This is a genomic window from Neobacillus sp. 114, assembly GCF_030127045.1.
Lineage (GTDB): Bacteria > Bacillota > Bacilli > Bacillales > Cytobacillaceae > Neobacillus > Neobacillus rhizophilus.
Window position 1 is genome coordinate 1,519,588 of record NZ_CP126144.1, and the last position, 20,823, is coordinate 1,540,410.

The following is a 20,823-nucleotide window of genomic DNA, read 5'->3' on the forward strand; positions in this document are numbered from 1 at the left end:
TTTTAAAGTTGTGAATGGTCAAAATCTTTTTTCTGGAATTAGATTTACAAAACGGTTAAAAACCTTGATTTTATTATGTTTTCAGAAAATGTTCACGCGAAAAGAAAGTTTTTTTAAAATAATAATTATTTTCGGATAAGTTTGTATTTTGGTATCTTTTGGATGATTTATCCATAATAAAAAGCCCTCGAGATCTCTAGGGCTTTGTTAGTAATTTTAGAATTGTCTCATCCATGAGAGTGTGATCCTGTGCAGTAAGCAGAGCATCAGGAATTAGGGCGTATCTGCCATGATTACCTGTTAAATAGCTATAAATAATTTGTGCTTCGTCAAGGTCTTCTTTGTGGACATTAAGGGGTGTTTCATCCCTGACACCTTTGAAAAAGTTCAAGATATTCGCCCTTACCGTTATAACGACATCCGTTCCTTCAAGCGAAAACTTCTCTGAAAATAACACCGTGTTGCCTTTGATTAAAAAAAGTTTAAAGGTGCGGTCATCCAAAAATTCGATCGTGACGATATTTTGATTGGCCTCCGCAAAATCAACGACACCCTCTTTATAATGAAGAAAACTGATTGCCTCCAAATATCCTTTATACTTTGCGGCCAGTTCAAAATCCAATTGCCCCGCAGCAGCAGCCATTTTTTCCTCCATTTCCGCAAGCGGACTTAAGTCATCTCCCTTGATCAAGGCGATGATGCGGGTTAATATCGAATCATATTTTTCTCTCGGGACTTTTCCTGTACACAAGCCGATGCAGAGGCCAAGAGAATGATTCAAACATGGAGAACCTACTGTGGAACGGTTGCTGCAGCTAATTTTAAAAAATTCCTTGATCCCCTGTACCGCTTTTTCTACTGCAAACTTACTGATAAAGGGTCCGAAATAAAGATTTCCGTCATTTTCAATGCAAACATTCGTTACTTCAAGCGTAGGATGAAGCTCGTCCATTCTCATGACGATATAGGAATAGTTCTGCGGGTTTTTCATTTTCCTGTTGAAAAAAGGTTTGATATCTTTTATTAACTGGCATTCCAGGAGAAAGGCTTCAAACTCCGTGTCTGTCAGGATGTAGTCAAAATCCTTTAATGTAGCAACAAGTTTTATCGTTTTTTTAGAATGGGCCTTGGAATGCTGGAAATAGGAACGAACTCGATTCTTTAAATTTTTGGCTTTTCCCACATATATGATTTGGCCAGCAGAATCCTTCATCAAATAAACCCCGGGAGTAATGGGGAGATTTTTTACCTTTTCTTTTAAATCCATGTTTTTTTCCTTCCCAAACATATTGTTCCTATAATTTTATCATAGGGAATATATCGTGGATTCTGTCTAATATTTCCTGTAAATAAAAAACCAGATTGCATTAACAATCTGGTAAACTTAATCATGGACTTTGTTTGTATAAAGCGATTAATAGGATTAACATGACGATGTCTAAGCGTGCGTTAAAAGCAGATTGCAAAAGCCCCGTGTTAAGTGTTGGCAGCTTCGTTAATAAAATAGCTGCTATCATAATTGCGATTAAGGGTATGACGGCATTTTTTACAGCTTTGCCCGCCAGAATTAAAGCACCGCAGCCAATTTCTAGAAGAATGACAAGCTTCAACATGAGCTGAGGATATGGCAGCCTCAGGCTCAAAAAATAGTTGGCTAAATCAGTGTTAAGTAGTTTCATTAAACCTGAGATGATAAACACGTATGCGACCGAATAGCGCAGTAGATTCATAGTTGAAAATGAAGTATGCATGTTTGTCCGCCTCCTTTGTAATACATATGCAATAATGGGGACAAACAATGACAGATAGTTTCTCTGGAATGAACAAACAGCAGGCCTGGTGCCTGCTGTTTGTTCATATCCCTATTAATTAATCCACGATTAAAACAACTGGAGGCTTATTCAGAAATTGCATCATATTGGCCACGTCTGCAGTGACTTCACGGCCCTCAGGGGTTGCTAATGACTGAGCTAGAATGGCTGGGTTTTCAAAATGAAGTTCTGCAAGAAGATATTGGTTATCGCTTGTGTTTTGCTTTTGCAAAACGCGGTGAACTTCCGCACCTGTGATATTAGGCAGTTTTGCTGCTAAAGGAATATGAACATTGAAATAATAGTTTTCGAAACCTTCTTGATCCTTCGGTTGATCATAAATAACAACTAATTTAGCCATCTTTGCTTTCCCCTTTCAACCTCTAAAATAGTACAATCACCCTCTCATTATAAAGGGAAAAAGAACCAATTATTATTAAAACTACTCGACAATTTGTGCAAAGAAATTTTAAAAATAAAGGCATATTAGTAATTGACATTGACGTTGCGTAAAGGTGTATCGTTGTTGGTGAGGAGGTGAAAGGAATGGAATATACGGTACAAAAGCTTGCGAGTTTGGCTGGGATTAGCACCCGGACGCTAAGGTATTATGATGAAATAGGGATTCTTAAGCCGGCAAGAATCAATTCATCAGGTTACCGAATTTACGGACAGATAGAAGTGGATCGGCTCCAACAAATTCTGTTTTACCGGGAGTTAGGTGTTAGTCTCGACCAAATCAAGGAGATTGTAACGGACCCTTCCTTCGATGGTGCCGCAGCACTCATGGAACATCGCCAAAAGCTCCTCGAAAAGCGGGAACAATTAGACTTGTTAATCGCGAATGTTGAAAAGACAATCGCGATGACAGAAGGGAGATTCAAGATGTCTAATAAAGAAAAATTCGAAGGCTTCAAGAAGAAAATGATAGATGAAAATGAGAAAAAATATGGCAAGGAAGTCCGCGCCAAGTACGGCGATGATGTGGTCAATCAATCGAATGCCAAGGTCATGAATATGAGCGAGGAGCAGTATCAAGAGGTAACCGCGTTAGCTGAAGAAATTAAAACCATCTTAGCGGCGGCTATGAAAACTGGCAACCCTGCAGGAGAGTTGGCACAGAAAGCAGCAGACCTCCATAAGCGATGGCTCACCTATTACTGGAAGGATTACAGTAAAGAAGCCCACGCAGGACTGGCGCAAATGTATGTCGACGATGAAAGATTCAAAGCCTACTACGACAAAGACCAACCTGGCACAGCCGAATTTCTAAGAGACGCGATCGAAATCTATACTGGTATAAAAAAATAACTAACCATTTAGGTCAGGCCGAAACTGCGTAACATATTAAAGCGCAAGGGTCTGGCCTCTTTACATTAATGACTTAAATTGCCTTATTCGTAACTTATTTCCACTTTAATGCTTTAAAGTAATATCCCTTATTTTCCCTCATTTTAAAATTTTTCCCCAAAATGACATTTTTAGATAGCACTTACAGGGTGACTTATGTCATAATAATTTTAAAATTTATTATATTATAATATTTCAGAACGTTATTCATTTGAAAATAATAGTCTAGTCAGGCAGGTGTTTAGTATGGATCAAAATTCCATTCTTCGAATAAACGATTTAAAAGTTTCCTTCCAATCCGGAAAAAAGCTCTTACCTGCAGTGGATGGGATTAGTTTTGAACTTAAGGAAGGCGAAATCCTAGGAATTGTAGGGGAATCCGGCAGCGGTAAAAGTGTTACCTCCTTAGCAACTATGGGCTTGATTCCATCACCGCCGGGGAAAATTGAAAAGGGCGAAATTATTTTTAATGGAACTGATTTAACGAACTTAACAGAAAAAGAGTGGCGGAAAATACGCGGCAACCAAATCTCGATGATTTTTCAGGAGCCGATGACATCCTTGAACCCGCTGTTTACCATCGGGAATCAGTTGACGGAAGCCATTCGATTACATACGGACCTCTCTAAGGCAGAGACAAGAGTCCGGAGCATTGAATTACTTAAGCTAGTTGGAATACCGAGAGCGGAAGGGATTTTAAAAGAACATCCGCATCAATTATCAGGCGGCATGCGGCAGCGGGTGATGATCGCCATGGCGATGGCCTGCAACCCAAGAGTCCTGATTGCGGATGAGCCGACAACGGCACTCGACGTCACCATCCAAGCGCAAATCCTTGCCTTAATGAAGGATTTAAATGAAAAAACGAAAACATCCATCATCCTTATTACTCATGATTTGGGCGTAGTCGCAGAAATATGTGAACGTGTCGTCGTCATGTATGCCGGACAAATCGTTGAGCAGGGCGATGTCAGAAGAATTCTAAAAGACCCGCAGCATCCTTACACAAAAGGATTATTGAAATCGGTTCCAGACTTGAGAGGCAAGAAAGAACGACTCTACAGCATTCCAGGAACGGTTCCGGTACCAGGTACTGTTCACAATGGCTGCCGCTTCGCCGCCAGATGTGCGGAAGCGTTTGACCAGTGCCATACCGATTCCCCACAATTATTTAAATCGGAAAAAGACGGACATGAAGTGCGCTGTTTCCTATATACATTGAAAGAGGAGAGTGACAAACATGTCGGAGTTACTTCTTGAGGTTAATGGTTTAAAAAAGTACTTTCCAATCACCGGTGGACTTTTTGGAAAAAAACAAGGGGAAGTAAAGGCCGTTGACGATGTTTCTTTTTATGTGAAAAAAGGTGAAACTTTAGGCATCGTAGGCGAATCCGGCTGTGGTAAATCAACGACCGGCCGCTTGCTTATGCGCTTAATTGAAGCTAGTGATGGGAAAATTGTTTTTGAAGATAAAGAGATTACGAGTATGTCGAACTCGGAATTAAGGAAGGTTCGTCGCGATATCCAGATGGTTTTCCAGGACCCATATGCATCATTGAACCCTCGGCATTCGGTAGAGCAAATTCTCGAAGAGCCTTTAATTGTGCACGGAATTGGAACAAAAACGGAACGCCAAAAACGTGTTAAAGAAATGCTTGAGGTAGTAGGCTTGAGCAGCTATCATGCGAAACGCTATCCGCATCAATTCAGCGGCGGGCAGCGCCAGCGGATTGGCATCGCCAGAGCATTGATGACAAAGCCAAAGCTAATCATTGCCGACGAACCTGTATCCGCACTCGATGTTTCGATTCAAGCACAGGTGCTTAACCTGATGAAAGACATCCAAAAAGAGTTTCAGTTAACCTACATATTTATCGCTCATGACCTAGGAGTGGTTCGCCATATCAGCGACCGCGTTGGCGTGATGTATTTAGGAAGATTGATAGAGTTAGCTGATAGTGAGGAACTCTATGAAAATCCAAAGCATCCCTATACGAAAGCACTGCTGTCCGCAGTCCCGATTCCGGACCCGGATGTCAAAAAGAAGACTATTTTAATAGAAGGTGAACTGCCAAGTCCGGCAAATCCTCCTTCAGGCTGTGCCTTCCACACAAGATGCGGGGAGTGCATGGATATTTGTAAAACTACTAGACCAACAGAACACAACCTTAATGGTCATTTTGTTGCCTGTCATTTGTATAACAAGTAGTAGGCGGCATTGATGATAAATAAAAAAGCTTTAGGGGGTAAAAAAACGCTTATGAGCAAAAAGTCAATTAAATTGCTGTTGATTTCCTTATTGGCCCTTAGCATGTTCTTAGCAGGCTGCGGCGGCAAAACGACCAAAGAAACTGGCGGCAAGAAAGAGCCTGCTACTAGCGGCGGTTCAGCAAAGGATACGCTAGTCTATGGTCGTGGCGGTGACTCCACATCATTAGACCCAATCACCACAACTGAAGGGGAAGCCTTTAAAGTAACTGAGAACATTTTTGAAACACTATTAGAGTATGGCGAGCAGGATACAACCCTGCACCCTGGTCTTGCTAAAGAATGGAAGGTTTCTGATGACGGTTTAACCTACACATTCAAACTGCAAGAAGGCGTAAAATTCCATGATGGAACAGACTTCAATGCAGACGCTGTAGTCTTCAACTTTGACCGCTGGATGAACGGGAACGAAGATAAATTCCCGTATTATACCATGTTTGGCGGTTACAAGGCTGATGAAGGCCACGTTATTAAAGAAGTAAAAGCAGTTGACCCATACACAGTAGAGTTTGTATTAAAAAGGCCACAGGCTCCTTTCTTAAAGAACCTGGCAATGTCTCCATTTGGTATCGCGAGCCCAACGGCTGTGAAAAAATTTGGCGACGACTTTAGAAAAAATCCGGTTGGAACAGGTCCATTCAAATTCGTAGAGTGGAAGCAAAACGATACAATTACACTTGAAAAGAATCCTGACTACTGGCAAAAAGGTCTTCCTAAGTTAAACAAAGTGGTCTTCCGTGTTATTCCGGAAAACACTGCACGTCTAAACGCTCTTGCTAATGGCGAAATCGATGTAATGGACGGTCTGAACAACTCAGACGAAGCTACTGTTAAAGGAAATGACAAGCTTCAAGTGATCGAGCGTCCATCTATGAACGTTGGTTACCTTGGATTAACAACTACTCGTAAGCCATTTGATAACAAGTTAGTACGTCAAGCAATCAACCACGCAGTTAATAAGAAAGATATTATCAAAGCATTCTACGGCGGAAAGGCTCTTGCAGCGAAGAACCCAATGCCTCCGTCCATTGAAGGCTACAACGATAGCATCAAGGATTATGATTACGATTTAGAAAAGGCAAAAGCATTATTAAAAGAAGCAGGCTATGAAAAAGGCTTTGAAATCGACCTATGGGCAATGCCTGTAGCACGTCCTTACATGCCTGAAGCACAAAAGGTTGCAGAGGTTATTCAAGCGGACTTAGCGAAAATCAATGTAAAAGCTAAGATTCAATCTGTTGACTGGGCTACTTATTTACAGAAAGCAACAAAAGGCGAGTTTGACATGTTCATGCTTGGCTGGACTGGTGACAATGGTGATCCAGATAACTTCTTATACACATTGCTTGATAAAGACAGCATTGGCAGCAACAACTACTCTCAATACAGCAATGACGAACTTCATGATGTATTGATTGCTGCACAGACTGAAACAGAACAAGCTAAGCGTAACGAGCTTTACAAGAAAGCTCAGGAAATCATTCATGATGATGCTCCATGGGTTCCGCTTGTTCACTCTACACCGCTGTTAGCAGCAGCCAAAGATGTGGCAGATTATTTACCACATCCAACTGGATCTGAAGCATTAACAAAAGTGTACTTTAAATAATCCATCTTGAATGGGGGAGGAGTTTTTTTCCTCCCCTTTTATCAACAAACGGTACGGTTTTATTTTTTGAAAAAAAGAGGTGAAACAAATGTTTACTTACACAGTTCGCCGAATTCTTTCCTTAATCCCAGTTTTATTTGGAATGACGCTGGTAGTATTTGCGATTATCCATGCGATTCCGGGGAATCCTGCCCAGGTGATCCTTGGACAAAGGGCTACCGCCGAAGCGATTGCAACGTTAACAAGGGAATTAGGGTTGGACAGGCCTTGGTACATACAATATTTTGATTATATTGGTCAGCTTTTTCAAGGCGATTTAGGAACCTCTTTGAGGACTAGAGGTCCAATAAACGTGGAAATTTGGCCATATCTAGCAGCAACATTTGAACTCACACTGGTTGCGATGATTATCGCCGTGATTGTAGGCGTAAACGCGGGAATCATCAGCGCCTGGTTCTCTAAATCATGGTTTGATTATGTTGCAATGGTTCTTGCCCTGGTAGGCGTATCGATGCCAATTTTCTGGCTCGGTCTAATGGAGCAATGGGCTTTTTCGATTGAGTTAGGGTGGCTGCCTACAACTGGCCGGGAGAATGTCAGAGATCCCATTTCGGCGATTACGAATCTTTATTTAATCGATACCTTGTTGCAGGGTAGATTCGATCAATTTTGGGTCGTTGTTCAACATCTAATTCTGCCAAGCCTTGCGCTGGCGACAATTCCAATGGCAATCATTGCCCGGATGACTCGCGCCACCATGCTTGAGGTCATGCGCTCGGATTACGTTCGTACAGCACGTGCGAAAGGCTTAAGGATGTTCTGGGTAGTTTACAAACATTCTTTGAAAAATGCCATTATACCTGTTTTAACGGTTATCGGTCTACAAACAGGCCTTCTCTTAGGTGGTGCGATACTAACAGAAACAATCTTTGGCTGGCCGGGAATCGGAAGATACCTATATGACGCGATTGCGTATCGTGATTATCCCGTTATCCAGTCAGGAATTTTGCTGATCGCTGCGATTTTCGTATTGATTAACTTAATCGTGGATTTATTGTATGTCTTTGTTGATCCACGGATTAAATATAATAAGTAGGGGGGAGTTAATGTGGCTGAACTTGCTAAAAATGCAGCAGATATCCTAGTGATACCCGCTGAAGAAAAGCTGACACCTCCATGGAAGGAAGCACTAAAATCTTTCTATAAAAATAAACTTGCCGTTGTTGGCTTGGGAATCGTGCTATTTTTTATTGTTATCGCGATTATTGCTCCTTTGGTAGCGCCATACGGGTTCAAAGAACAAGTATTAGCAGACCGGATGCAGGCCCCATCGAGCAAGCATTGGTTTGGCACGGATGACTTTGGCCGGGACATCTTTTCAAGGATTTTATATGGTGCGCGAATTTCTTTATGGGTTGGATTCTTTTCCGTACTAGGATCTGTCGTAGTTGGAACTCTACTTGGCATCGTCGCCGGTTATTATGGCCGCTGGGTGGACGCTATCATTTCAAGGGTTTTTGATGTCATGCTGGCGTTTCCTAGTATTCTATTAGCGATTGCAGTAGTATCTATTTTAGGACCGTCTTTACGCAATGCTCTAATCGCGATTGCGGTAATCAACATCCCAAACTTTGGCCGACTTGTTCGCTCGAAGGTGTTAAGCGTCAAGCAGGAGGAATATATCATGGCTGCCCGAGCCATTGGGATGAAGGATTCCCGGATTCTCTTGAGGCATATTTTACCGAACAGTATTTCCCCGGTCATTGTCCAAGCAACATTGGCGATTGCAACTGCGATTATCGAAGCGGCAGCACTTGGTTTCTTGGGATTAGGCGCCCAGCCGCCAGAGCCTGAATGGGGGAAAATGCTGGCTGACTCTAAGAACTATATAACCCAAGCACCGTGGACACTGTTCTTTCCAGGTGTGGCTATTATGTTGACTGTATTAGGCTTTAACCTGATGGGGGACGGACTGCGCGATGTGCTTGATCCGAAGATGAAACAATAATGTGAGAGGCTCCTAGAGGGGTCTCTTTTCTATATGGGTGCTATTTGATGAGTTTGCAGAATATTTAAGTTTCTTGTGGTGTTTTGGTAAAATATCTTTCATAATAGGATGAAGGACAAATTCGATAAAGAACGTGAAGGAAATGTCCTTCATAAGTATAGACTCTTAAAAAGGTATTATGTTAAGGAGAGATTTAGATTGAAGTACCTAGCAGTACCGGCTTTAATAATCATTCTAGCTCTTTTTACTTTTGCCTTAGGCGGTAGTTTCGTAGTGGCTATGCCTTTTCTATCGGTAATTTCTATATCAATCATGCTAATATTGTGTTTTCTAGTAGTTCATTTTATAAAAAGAGATGAAAAGAGGCTGCTAATATATTGGCTGCTAATTTCAACAATACCAGGATTAATGGTTATAATAGCTTTGAAGTTTTATGGTGCAGATTCCTTTTTATCATGGGACTTAATGTTATGGGATCTCATCATCCCAATGGCAGTTTCGGCCTCACAGTGGCTGTTTATCATGATAAAAAATCGTTTGTAAGATAAATGCAAAACATCTATGATAGGAGCTGAAAATTTTGACGGCACACCAAAACGCAGAAGATAAAAACATTATTTTTATCGGATTTATGGGAGCGGGCAAAACAACCGTTGGTAAACTTCTTGCAGAAAAACTACATCGACAATTTATCGATACGGATGAATTAATTGAAGAGGAATTCAAAATGCCCCCATCGCAAATATTTAAAGTATATGGAGAAAAGGTTTTTAGAGAAAAGGAAAAAAGCCTAATTACTAGCTTAAATGAAGAAAAAAACTTGGTTCTCTCGCTAGGCGGCGGAGCATTTCTTCAAGAGGAAATCCGTGCGGTCTGTTTATCCAAGGCTACAGTCATTTTACTTGATATTTCTTTTGATTGCTGGAAGGAACGATTAGATCTAATCATTGACAGCCGCCCAGTCCTACATGGAAAAACAATCGAAGAAATGGAACAACTTTATAATAATAGAAGAGAAATTTATTCTAACCACCATATAAAAATAAGTACTGATTATAAGATTCCCGAGCAAATTGCGGACGAAATTTTAGAGAAGGTGCAGTTTAATGAAGAAAACAATTAAAGTTAAAGGGATAACGTTAGGTGAAGGTACCCCAAAAATATGCGTACCGATGGTAGGGAGAACTACATCTCAATTAATAGAAGAGGCTAGACTTCATAAGACACTTGACCTGGATCTTGTAGAATGGAGGGTTGATCATTTCGAACAGGTAGATGACCTCATGCAAGTAAAAGAGGCACTAGCCAATATTCGTAGTGTTTTAACCGACATACCCTTAATCTTTACTTTCCGAAGCACTAAGGAAGGCGGAGAAAAAGAAATTAGCAATGACCATTACATTGAATTAAATAAGGAAATTTTGCAAACTGGTCAGGTTGATTTTATAGATGTGGAGTTATTTAATGAAGAAAAGGATGTTAAAACCCTAATTAACTTTGCTCATTCACACGATGTTTTCGTGATTGTTTCCAACCATGATTTTGAAAAAACACCGCCGAAAGAAGAAATTGTATCACGCTTACGCAGTGCCCAGGACCTTGGAGGCGACATCCCCAAAATTGCTGTAATGCCTAAAACAAATGAAGATGTACTAGCTCTATTAGATGCAACGAATATAATGTATGAAAAATATGCAGACAGACCGATAATTACTATTTCAATGGGACAAAAAGGGGCAATCAGCCGTGTAGCAGGATTTGGATCCGCACTGACGTTTGGCGCGGCGAAGGTGGGTTCTGCACCTGGACAAATTGCGGTTAATGAATTAAGAAGTATGTTAAACCTGTTGAATCAATAATAAGAATACATAGTAATCTGGCCCTTTATGGGCTTTTTTTTATGATTTATTGCATAAATAGTTGTATATTTATTTAAAAATTATTGAAAGCGTTTACACAAATTTATACCTGAAAATAGAATTAAATCTGAAAAATATGTGATTTTTTCATTGAATAATTATATATGTGAATGTATAATAATTCATTATAAACGAAATCGGGAGTGAAGACATAATGAAGGCTGCTATTATAGGCGGTACGGGTTACGGATCAATTGAACTAATTAGGCTTATCAATAAGCATCCTTATTTGGAGGTTGGCACTGTCGTTTCAAACTCCCAGGCAGGAAATAAATTTAGTGATACTTACCCGCATATCTCGGAAATAATTGAGCAACCACTAGAAAAATTTGAACCAAATCAATTAGCCGATAAAAATGATGTAGTATTTCTGGCAACACCATCTGGGGTAAGTAGCAGGATGGTCCCAGAATTAATCGATAAAGGGATTAAATGTATAGATTTATCTGGAGATTTCAGGTTAAGGTCGGTTGAAGAATACGAAACCTGGTATAAACATTCCCCCGCGGATGAGAGGTATTTAAAGAAAGCGGTCTATGGGCTAAGCGAGATTTATCCGGAAAAAATTAAAACCGCAAATTTAATTGCCAATCCAGGCTGCTATCCAACAGCAACAACACTGGGGCTAATACCAATCCTTAAAACAAACCTAGGAGACTATGATTCTATAATAATTGACGCAAAGTCAGGTGTAAGTGGAGCAGGACGGGGGCTTTCTCTCACCAACCATTACGCAGAAATCAATGAAAACCTAAAGGCTTACAAACTTGGAGCACATCAACATATACCGGAAATTGAGCAGGTCCTCACAGACGAGGCCGGTAACCCGATAACGGTATCTTTTACAACACATTTAGTACCGATGACTAGAGGAATTATGTGTTCTATTTATATAAAACTAAAAGAAAAGGTTACTACAGAAGATGTTCATCAAATATATGATGAATTTTATAAAAATAAACCATTTGTAAGAGTAAGGCCAATAGGGAAGGTGCCTTCTACAAAGGAAGTATGGGGAAGCAACTATTGTGATATCGGCTTACATGTTGACCCTCGGACCAATCGACTTACAGTCATCTCTGTAATCGATAACTTGGTAAAAGGTGCGGCAGGGCAGGCAATCCAAAATGCAAATATAATGAACGGCTGGGATGAGCAAGCAGGTCTCCAAGATATCCCGATGTATCCATAATAAATTGATAGTTAAATAGTTTGATTGAATATGAACAAGGGAACCATAAAGGGGGAAATTACATTGACACAAGCAACATCAACCAACGAAATCGTTGTTTTAGAAAATGCAGGAATAACATTACCACAGGGATACAAAGCAGGCGGAATGCACTGCGGAGTGAAAAGAAAAAGACTTGATTTGGCATATATTGTGTCAGAAGTTCCCGCTGATGTGGCTGGTGTTTACACAACTAATTTATTCCAAGCAGCTCCACTATTAGTAACACAAGAAAGCATCGCAAAAGAAAATAAGACCCAGGCAATCATTGTCAATTCCGGTAACGCCAACGCTTGTACAGGGGAGCAGGGTATTCAAGACGCTTACCAGATGCAAAAAGAGTTTGCAAGTCAATTAAATATTCAAGAGCACCTAGTCTCCGTCACTTCAACAGGAGTGATTGGCGAATTAATGCCAATGGATAAGATAACGACAGGAATTAGCCAAATCCTTCAACCGGAGTTTGAAGCAGAGGAGAACTTCCTACAAGCCATCCTAACTACTGACACTTGCGCAAAGCACATAGCCGTTCAGTTCACAATTGACGGCAAAACAGTCAGCATCGGTGGAGCGGCGAAAGGCTCCGGTATGATCCATCCAAATATGGCAACCATGCTTGGCTTTGTCACAACCGATGCAAACATTGCACATGAAGACCTTTTATCAGCACTTAGAGAAGTTACCAACCAAACTTTCAATATGATTACAGTTGATGGCGATACAAGTACGAATGACATGGTTTTAGTCATGGCAAATGGATTAGCTGAAAATGACCAGCTTACCAAAGAGCATCCTGATTGGGATGTATTCGTAAACGGATTAAAAGTTGTCAGTGAAACCCTTGCTAAAAAAATTGCCCGTGACGGTGAAGGGGCAACAAAACTTGTCGAGGTTCAGGTAAATGGTGCTTTAACGGCTGAAGATGCGAGAGCGGTTGGAAAATCGATTATTTCTTCCAACCTCGTAAAAACGGCCATCTACGGAACAGATGCCAACTGGGGCAGAATCGTGACAGCGATTGGGTACAGCGATGTCCCTGTTGAACCAAACTTAGTAAAGGTGTCATTAGGCTCCATCCCTGTATTTGAAAATGGGCTGCCTTGTCCGTTTGACGAAGTAGAAGCAAAGAGTTACCTAGAACAAGAAACTGTACAAATTTTTGTAGAGTTAAATCAAGGAAATAGCAGTGCAACCGCCTGGGGATGCGACCTTACCTACGATTACGTAAAAATCAACGCATCCTATCGCACTTAAGGAGGCTTTTTGAAAAATGAAATACCTAGTCATTAAGTGTGGCGGAAGTGTGTTAGAAAATCTGCCAAGGTCATTTTATGAAGACATAGTAAAGATGCAAGAATCAGGCGAATGGACTCCAGTTATTGTCCATGGCGGCGGCCCATTAATCAATCAATTATTAAAAAGTTTAAATATAGAAACTAAATTTGTGAACGGACTTCGAGTGACCAACCATGATGTCCTCGATATCGTTGAAATGGTATTAAGCGGCATGGTCAATAAGCAGGTTGTTAGAAACATCGCAGAAGTCGGCGGCACTGCCTTTGGGGTCAGCGGCGTAGATGGAAGCTTGTTAAAAGCTGAACCAACAGCAGACGCCCAAACCCTTGGATTCGTGGGGGAAGTTGTTGATGTAAATAAAAATGTTATTGAGGGAATCGTCAGCCAAGGCTACATCCCAGTCATTTCCCCAATCGGAATTGATGCAAACGGCCAGCGCTACAACATCAATGGTGATATCGCGGCGTCTGCCATCGCCAAGGCGCTCCAGGCTAACCTCTGCTTTATCAGCGACATCCCAGGAATCCTGGTCGAAGAAGAAGGAGCCAAGAAGAAGCTTGATAAAGTTTCTAAAGCGATTATTGAAGAATTGATCGAAAACAAAACTATTTACGGCGGCATGATTCCAAAAGTAAAAGCGGCCATCGATGGCCTTGTCCATAACATTAGTGAAGTGGCCATCATCAACGGTTTTGAAAAAAGCAGCTTACTAGATTACGTGAACGGAAAAAATATAGGAACAAAAATTGTTTTAGAAGAGGAGATAGCGTAATGACAGCCAATAATACCGTCTCTCACATTTCACCGGTAATGCCAACCTACGGACGCTTCCCTGTCACTCTCGAAAAAGGCAAAGGAAGCTACGTCTGGGACGACAAAGGCACAAAATATTTAGATTTCACCTCCGGTATCGCAACCTGCAACCTGGGCCATGTACCGGATGTTATAAAAGAAAAACTTGAAGAACAGCTGCAAAACCTTTGGCACTGTTCAAATCTATATAATATCCCAAACCAAGAAAAATTAGCAGGCCTCCTTGCAGCCAACAGCTGCGGCGATCAAGTCTTTTTCTGCAACAGCGGGGCGGAAGCAAACGAAGCAGCGATTAAACTTGCAAGAAGATATGCAAACAAAGTAAAAGGCAGCGGCTTATCCACAGTCGTGACCTTCAAGCAATCCTTCCACGGCCGAACATTAGCAACCCTAACGGCAACCGGCCAGGAGAAAATTCAAAACGGCTTTGCACCATTGATGCCTGGTTTCAGCTATCTGCCATACAACGACATGGAGGCACTCAATGACTTGGTGGAGCTAAAACCGGCGGCAGTTCTTCTCGAACTTGTCCAAGGTGAGGGCGGCGTCATTCCAGCATTCCCAGAATGGGTGCAAAAGCTTGACCAGATTTGTAAGGAGAACGGAATTCTCTTAATGGTTGACGAAATCCAAACCGGCATCGGCCGTACAGGAACCCTTTTTGCATACCAACAATACAACATCGAACCGGATGTCATCAGCGTTGCTAAAGGTCTTGGCTCTGGATTTCCAATTGGCGCCATTATTGCCAAGGAAGAAGCGGCAAAAGGCTTTGAACCAGGCAGCCACGGCAGCACATTCGGCGGCAACCCGCTGGCAACAGCAGCAGGGTTGGCAACCGTTACACATATACTTGAAAACAACATACTTACCAACGCGAACGAAATGGCAGAGTATCTCGACCAACAGCTTGAGAACCTGTCTGCAAAATACACTTTTATCAAAGAACTCCGTGGCAAAGGACTTTTAAAAGGCTTAGTCGTCGACAATGATGCATCAGCCATTGTCAAGAAAGCCATCGAACAAAACCTGTTAATTTTAACAGCAGGTCCTAATGTCATCAGAATTTTACCACCGTTAACTGTTACAAAAGACGAAATTGACGAATTTATAATAAAACTGGAAAAGGCGTTCCAAAGTTTAGAGAAAGGCGAGTGAGGTAGGTTGGAACATGGATATCTTACTTTGGAAACGGGAGAAGTATTTGAAGGTGTGCTAATCGGCGCAAATAACGAATCTCTCGGGGAAGTAGTTTTTAATACAAGCATGACCGGCTATCAGGAAATTATCACTGACCCGTCCTACGCTGGACAAATCATTACATTTTGCTATCCGATTATCGGAAACTATGGAATCAACGCCTTGGATGATGAAAGCATTTCACCGGCACTTGCTGGGGTTGTCATCGGCGACTTATGTGAAACACCGAGCCATTATCAATCCTTTCAAAAGTTTTCTGAAAAACTAAAACAGGCCGGTGTTCCCGGAATCGTAAACGTCGATACAAGACTACTAGTTAAAACAATCCGCAGCCGCGGAACCGTTAAGGGTTATATCAGCAAAAAGATTGAAGAAAGCTTCCCGTTAGAAGAAAAAACGCCATTATGGGTAGACCAAGTATCCACGAAAAAGGTGCAATTTTTCAAAAATAACGGCCCGCATGTGGTCTTAATGGATTTCGGTTATAAAAAATCGATCCTTACCGCTCTGTTAGCAGAAAATTGCGCGGTAACGGTTGTTCCTTACAACACGCCGTTTGAAAAAATAAAATCTTTAGAACCGGATGGTGTGCTCATCAGCAACGGACCTGGGGACCCGATGTCACTGCAAAAATGGTTCCCGGAAATCAAGAAAATCAGCCAGAACTATCCGACACTTGGTATTTGCTTGGGACACCAGCTTATTGCCCTTGCTTACGGTGCTAAAACAGAAAAGCTTGCCTACGGTCATCGCGGCGGCAACCATCCGGTTAAAGAATTAATGACCGGCAAAGTAAAAATCACCGCCCAGAACCATGGCTACGTAGTCGTTGATAACAGCATCGACGAAAAGGTATTCAACGTCACCTACCGAAATGTGAATGACAAGTCCATTGAAGGATTAACACATAAAAACTATCAAATTCAAACCGTGCAATTTCATCCGGAAGCGCACCCGGGACCAAGCGACACCACTTATATTTTAACAGAATTCGTAAGCAAGATTGCTTCAGTGGGAGAGACACGTTATGCCATTAAATAAGAACCTGAAAAAAGTACTAGTCATCGGATCAGGCCCGATTGTCATCGGGCAGGCTGCAGAATTTGATTATGCAGGAACGCAGGCGTGTATCGCCCTGAAGGAAGAGGGACTTGAGGTTGTCCTCATCAATAACAACCCGGCGACCATCATGACAGATGAGGCAGTTGCCGATAAGGTATATATTGAACCGCTAAATGTGGAAACGATTGAAAAAATCATTCAAAAAGAAAAACCGGACGGGGTCATCGGTACCCTTGGCGGGCAAACAGGCTTGAACTTAACTGTTGAATTATTTGAGCAAAAAATTCCTGAAAAATATAATGTGGAGCTGCTGGGAACCTCGGTTGCCTCCATTAAAAACGGCGAGGATCGCGAGAAGTTCCGGAATTTGATGCTGCAAATCGGCGAACCGATTCCGGAATCGGCGATCATTCACACATACGACGAAGGCCTTGCATTCGTTAACGAAATCGGCTATCCAGTTATTATTCGCCCTGCCTATACGCTAGGCGGAGATGGCGGAGGTTTTGCCTATAACGAAGAGGACCTTGAGATCGTTTTGAAAAAAGGTTTGGCAGCCAGCCCGATTCATCAAGTATTAGTGGAAAAGAGCATCAAGGGCTGGAAGGAAATTGAATATGAGGTCATGCGGGATGCCAATGATACGTGCATCATCGTTTGTAACATGGAAAACATGGACCCGGTCGGTGTTCATACCGGCGACTCGATTGTCGTTGCTCCATCGCAAACATTAACAGATGTTCAGTATCAAATGCTCCGTGACGTTTCGATAAAAGTTATCAGAGAATTAGAGATTATCGGGGGCTGCAACATTCAGTTCGCACTCCATCCGGAATCCAACGAATATTACATCATCGAAGTAAACCCAAGGGTCAGCCGTTCTTCGGCACTTGCCTCCAAAGCTACGGGTTATCCGATTGCAAGGATGGCGGCAAAGTGCGCAATCGGTTATCACTTGGATGAGATTGTGAATCCGATAACAGGCAATACCTTCGCATCTTTTGAACCGGCGATTGATTATATTGTGGTAAAACTGCCGCGCTTCCCGTTTGACAAGTTCCCTGAAGCTGACCGGACGCTAGGAACGCAGATGAAAGCAACGGGAGAAGTCATGGCGATTGACCGGACCTTCGAGGGAGCTTTAAACAAGGCAATCCGTTCGATGGAAATGAATGTATACGGTCTTTGCAAAGAAGCAAATCAATCTTTAGAAGATATTGCCCTGGTACAGCTTTTGGAAACGGCCAATGATCAGCGGTTATTCATTATTGCTGAAGCGTTCAGAAGAGGGCTGACGCTTGAACAAGTGCAACAGTTGACTCAGATTGACCCGTGGTTTTTACACAAAATTAGCTCTATGGTGGCCATGGAAAAGGAATTGGCTAGTTACCAATGGAGCGAAGTGCCTGACACACTCCTGAAGAAAGCCAAGCGCACCAATGTTGGTGATAAGTTATTGTCGCAAATTTATGGTGTTCCTGAAAAAGAAATTAGAAGCAAACGTAAAGCACTAAACCTGAAACCAGGCTATAAGATGGTTGATACCTGCTCCGCAGAATTTGATGCGGTAACGCCATATTATTACTCTACTTGGCAGGGCTTTGACGAGGTTGAAGCTAAAGACTTGCCGAAAATCCTTGTCATCGGTTCAGGGCCAATCCGAATCGGCCAGGGAATCGAATTCGATTATTGCTCTGTACACGCCGCAAAGGCCATTAAGAAAAAAGGCTATCAGGCGGTTGTCATCAATAATAACCCGGAAACAGTCAGCACGGATTACTCAGTTGCCGACAGCCTTTACTTTGAACCTCTTGCTGCCGAGGATGTTCTGCATGTGATTGAAAAAGAACAGATTGAAGGCGTCCTAATTCAGTTCGGCGGGCAGACGGCTATTAATCTTGCCCATGAGTTAGAAGCAGAGGGCGTCAAAATTTTAGGAACTTCTGTAAAACATGTCGACCAACTCGAAGACCGAAAAGAATTTTATCAGCTCTTAGAGGAACTAGATATTCCGCATATCGAAGGGAAAACAGCTGAAAGTGCTCAGGAATTGCTCGATGCGGCAACAATCCTTGGTTACCCGGTACTCGTAAGACCATCTTACGTAATCGGTGGACAGTCCATGTTTACCATTTTTTCAGAAGAAGAATTAATCAGTTACATTCAGCAGCTTGAAAAAAATTCTAACGAAAAAATGTGGCCATTATTAGTAGATAAATATATGCCAGGATTAGAGTGTGAAATTGATGTTATCAGTGACGGTAACGATATTGTCGTTCCTGGAATCTTTGAACATATTGAAAAAGCAGGGGTTCACTCCGGTGATAGTATCTCCGTATTCCCGCCGATTTCGTTAACAGCAGAAACGAAAGAGACGTTAATCGAGTACGGTGCCAGAATTGCCAAGGTTACCTCAATCATCGGCATGATGAATATCCAATTCGTTGTCTATGAAAATATCGTCTATTGTTTAGAAGTGAATCCTCGTTCGTCAAGAACGGTGCCGATAATCAGCAAGGTAACTGGCGTTCCAATGATTGAATGGGCAGTACGAGTTCAATTAGGCGAGACTCTTAAGGATGTAAGTCAAACAACAGGTTTGCTTCCTGAACCGGCATACTATTCCGTAAAAGCACCAATTTTTTCATCAAGCAAGTTAAAGGGTGTTGACCATGTGCTTGGTCCGGAAATGAAGTCAACTGGTGAGGTACTTGGTATGGGCGGAACTTTCCAGGAGGCCCTCAATAAGGCGCTTCCTTCCATAGGAGGAACTGCCGAAGAAGATTACCTGTTATGCTCCATTTCTGACCGTGAGAAAGCGGGAAGCCTGCCAATTTTAAAAGAGCTTGCAGGAAAATGGAAGCTTGCCGCAACAGAAGGCACTGCAGCCTTTTTAGCAGCGAATGGCATCATTGTAGAGACTGTTGTGAAAAACGACCAGGATGTGAATGACCTGTTCAAAAAGCAACCCATGAAAGCTGTAATCAATATGCCAAATCAAGGACGGAACAAACAGAAATTTGGCTTTTATATCCGCGAGCAGGCGATCCGCTATAAGGTGCCGGTGTACACCCACCTTGATACGGTGAAAGCAATCCTCGACTTGCAAAAAACAGTAGCAGCAGATTTTACAGTTCATACTGTAAGCGAGTTTTATCAATTGGAAAAGGAAGGTGCGGTTCATGTTAGAAGCCGTTAAATTAAATTCAAATAAATTACAGCTGAAGGGGAAGGATTTCCTTCAGCTGGCTGATTATACAACAGAAGAAATTCTTTATATGCTAGAAGTGGCCCAGGAATTAAAGGCCCAGCAAAAGCAAGGAAAGCCGCATCCGCATTTGGGCGGGAAGGTCCTGGGAATGATTTTTGAAAAATCATCCACACGTACAAGAGTATCCTTTGAAGTAGGAATGCTGCAGCTAGGCGGCCATGCGATTTTCTTAAGTTCAAGAGACATTCAGATTGGCCGCGGGGAGAGCATTTCTGACACAGCCAAGGTCTTATCACGCTATGTTGACGGCATTATGATTCGTACATTTGCACACGAGACGGTTGAAGAATTTGCAGAGCATGCTACCGTTCCGGTTATTAACGGTTTAACTGATCTGCAGCACCCAACCCAGGTCCTGGCCGATTTATTAACCATTTTAGAGAATAAAGGGAAATTAGCGGGTTTAAAGCTTGCCTATGTAGGCGACGGAAATAACAATATGGCTCATTCATTAATGGAAGGTGCTGCAAAAGTAGGCATGGATATCAGCATCGCGAGCCCGTCAGGATATTTGCCAAATGGGGAAATTACCGAAAGAGCCATCAAGTTTGGTCAACAAACAGGAAGTACCGTTACGATTACAAACAACCCACAGGAAGCAGTTAAGGATGCAGATGTAATCGTAACAGATGTTTGGACCAGCATGGGTCAGGAAGAAGAAACGGCAAAACGCCTTGAGGCATTCCAAAGCTATCAAGTGAATGCAGAACTATGCAAACTGGCAAAAGATGACTATCTTTTCTTACATTGTCTGCCTGCCCACCGCGGTGAAGAGGTAACGGCAGAAATTATCGATGGCTCTCATTCCGTTGTTTTTGATGAAGCAGAGAACCGTCTTCATGCACAAAAAGCAATTTTAAAACTTTTACTAGGCTAATAGGGAATAATAAATTTTTTCCAAAATTTATTATTCCCAAACGCATAAGGGCAACTACGCCTCTGTCTTCGCCCTAAGGGGCTTGCCAATCGGCGAATTTTCTTTAAG

Annotated in this window: 19 protein-coding genes; 16 read left to right on the plus strand and 3 right to left on the minus strand. The window is 42.1% G+C overall.

Annotated features, from left to right (window positions below; translation table 11 throughout):
• Nucleotides 1-196: 196 nt before the first annotated feature.
• From QNN06_RS07495 to QNN06_RS07505, 3 genes are all read right to left on the minus strand, one after another.
• Entirely contained in the window at nt 197-1,267 is a 1,071-nt protein-coding gene (locus QNN06_RS07495) for a GIY-YIG nuclease family protein (protein ID WP_217035717.1), read from the minus strand.
• A gap of 121 nt (nt 1,268-1,388) precedes the next feature.
• Complete coding sequence (locus tag QNN06_RS07500) at nt 1,389-1,751, minus strand: DoxX family protein (RefSeq protein WP_213118062.1); 363 nt, start codon at nt 1,749-1,751, stop codon at nt 1,389-1,391.
• Between the two features lie 118 nt (nt 1,752-1,869).
• Nucleotides 1,870-2,172: an EthD family reductase gene (locus QNN06_RS07505; RefSeq protein ID WP_217035719.1), complete on the minus strand. Its 303-nt coding sequence runs from the start codon at nt 2,170-2,172 to the stop codon at nt 1,870-1,872.
• A 185-nt stretch (nt 2,173-2,357) separates the two neighbouring features.
• Here QNN06_RS07505 and QNN06_RS07510 point away from each other — a divergent pair, with 185 nt between their 5' ends.
• From QNN06_RS07510 to argF, 16 genes are all read left to right on the plus strand, one after another.
• Entirely contained in the window at nt 2,358-3,122 is a 765-nt protein-coding gene (locus QNN06_RS07510; RefSeq protein WP_217035721.1) for a MerR family transcriptional regulator, read from the plus strand.
• 285 nt (nt 3,123-3,407) lie between these two features.
• Entirely contained in the window at nt 3,408-4,421 is a 1,014-nt protein-coding gene (locus tag QNN06_RS07515; protein WP_217035723.1) for an ABC transporter ATP-binding protein, read from the plus strand.
• Nucleotides 4,402-5,370: an ABC transporter ATP-binding protein gene (locus QNN06_RS07520; protein WP_213118058.1), complete on the plus strand. Its 969-nt coding sequence runs from the start codon at nt 4,402-4,404 to the stop codon at nt 5,368-5,370. The genes QNN06_RS07515 and QNN06_RS07520 overlap by 20 nt, the downstream gene beginning before the upstream one ends.
• A 51-nt stretch (nt 5,371-5,421) precedes the next feature.
• A complete protein-coding gene (locus tag QNN06_RS07525) occupies nt 5,422-7,038 on the plus strand; it encodes an ABC transporter substrate-binding protein (protein ID WP_217035724.1) in 1,617 nt (538 codons plus the stop codon).
• Nucleotides 7,039-7,126: 88 nt separating this feature from the next.
• Entirely contained in the window at nt 7,127-8,134 is a 1,008-nt protein-coding gene (locus QNN06_RS07530; protein WP_213118056.1) for an ABC transporter permease, read from the plus strand.
• Nucleotides 8,135-8,146: 12 nt separating this feature from the next.
• Entirely contained in the window at nt 8,147-9,046 is a 900-nt protein-coding gene (gene nikC, locus QNN06_RS07535; protein ID WP_213118055.1) for a nickel transporter permease, read from the plus strand.
• A 198-nt stretch (nt 9,047-9,244) separates the two neighbouring features.
• Nucleotides 9,245-9,589 (plus strand): hypothetical protein, encoded by a 345-nt coding sequence (locus QNN06_RS07540; RefSeq protein ID WP_213118054.1) that lies wholly within the window; start codon nt 9,245-9,247, stop codon nt 9,587-9,589.
• Nucleotides 9,590-9,626: 37 nt separating this feature from the next.
• Complete coding sequence (locus QNN06_RS07545; protein ID WP_372447601.1) at nt 9,627-10,169, plus strand: shikimate kinase; 543 nt, start codon at nt 9,627-9,629, stop codon at nt 10,167-10,169.
• A complete protein-coding gene (gene aroD / locus QNN06_RS07550; RefSeq protein WP_213118053.1) occupies nt 10,153-10,905 on the plus strand; it encodes a type I 3-dehydroquinate dehydratase in 753 nt (250 codons plus the stop codon). Before QNN06_RS07545 ends, aroD begins: the two co-directional genes overlap by 17 nt.
• A 214-nt stretch (nt 10,906-11,119) precedes the next feature.
• Complete coding sequence (argC, locus tag QNN06_RS07555) at nt 11,120-12,157, plus strand: N-acetyl-gamma-glutamyl-phosphate reductase (protein WP_217035728.1); 1,038 nt, start codon at nt 11,120-11,122, stop codon at nt 12,155-12,157.
• 30 nt (nt 12,158-12,187) lie between these two features.
• The gene (gene argJ, locus QNN06_RS07560) at nt 12,188-13,450 is read left to right on the plus strand and encodes a bifunctional ornithine acetyltransferase/N-acetylglutamate synthase (RefSeq protein ID WP_217035730.1); all 1,263 of its coding nucleotides are present in this window, start codon (nt 12,188-12,190) and stop codon (nt 13,448-13,450) included.
• A 16-nt stretch (nt 13,451-13,466) separates the two neighbouring features.
• Nucleotides 13,467-14,264 (plus strand): acetylglutamate kinase, encoded by a 798-nt coding sequence (gene argB, locus QNN06_RS07565; RefSeq protein WP_213118050.1) that lies wholly within the window; start codon nt 13,467-13,469, stop codon nt 14,262-14,264.
• A complete protein-coding gene (locus QNN06_RS07570; protein WP_284037343.1) occupies nt 14,264-15,463 on the plus strand; it encodes an acetylornithine transaminase in 1,200 nt (399 codons plus the stop codon). Before argB ends, QNN06_RS07570 begins: the two co-directional genes overlap by 1 nt.
• Before the next feature lie 6 nt (nt 15,464-15,469).
• Entirely contained in the window at nt 15,470-16,546 is a 1,077-nt protein-coding gene (locus QNN06_RS07575) for a carbamoyl phosphate synthase small subunit (protein WP_213118048.1), read from the plus strand.
• Entirely contained in the window at nt 16,533-19,766 is a 3,234-nt protein-coding gene (gene carB, locus QNN06_RS07580; RefSeq protein WP_284037344.1) for a carbamoyl-phosphate synthase (glutamine-hydrolyzing) large subunit, read from the plus strand. Before QNN06_RS07575 ends, carB begins: the two co-directional genes overlap by 14 nt.
• Entirely contained in the window at nt 19,750-20,715 is a 966-nt protein-coding gene (gene argF / locus QNN06_RS07585) for an ornithine carbamoyltransferase (protein ID WP_284037345.1), read from the plus strand. Before carB ends, argF begins: the two co-directional genes overlap by 17 nt.
• The last annotated feature ends 108 nt before the right edge of the window (nt 20,716-20,823 follow it).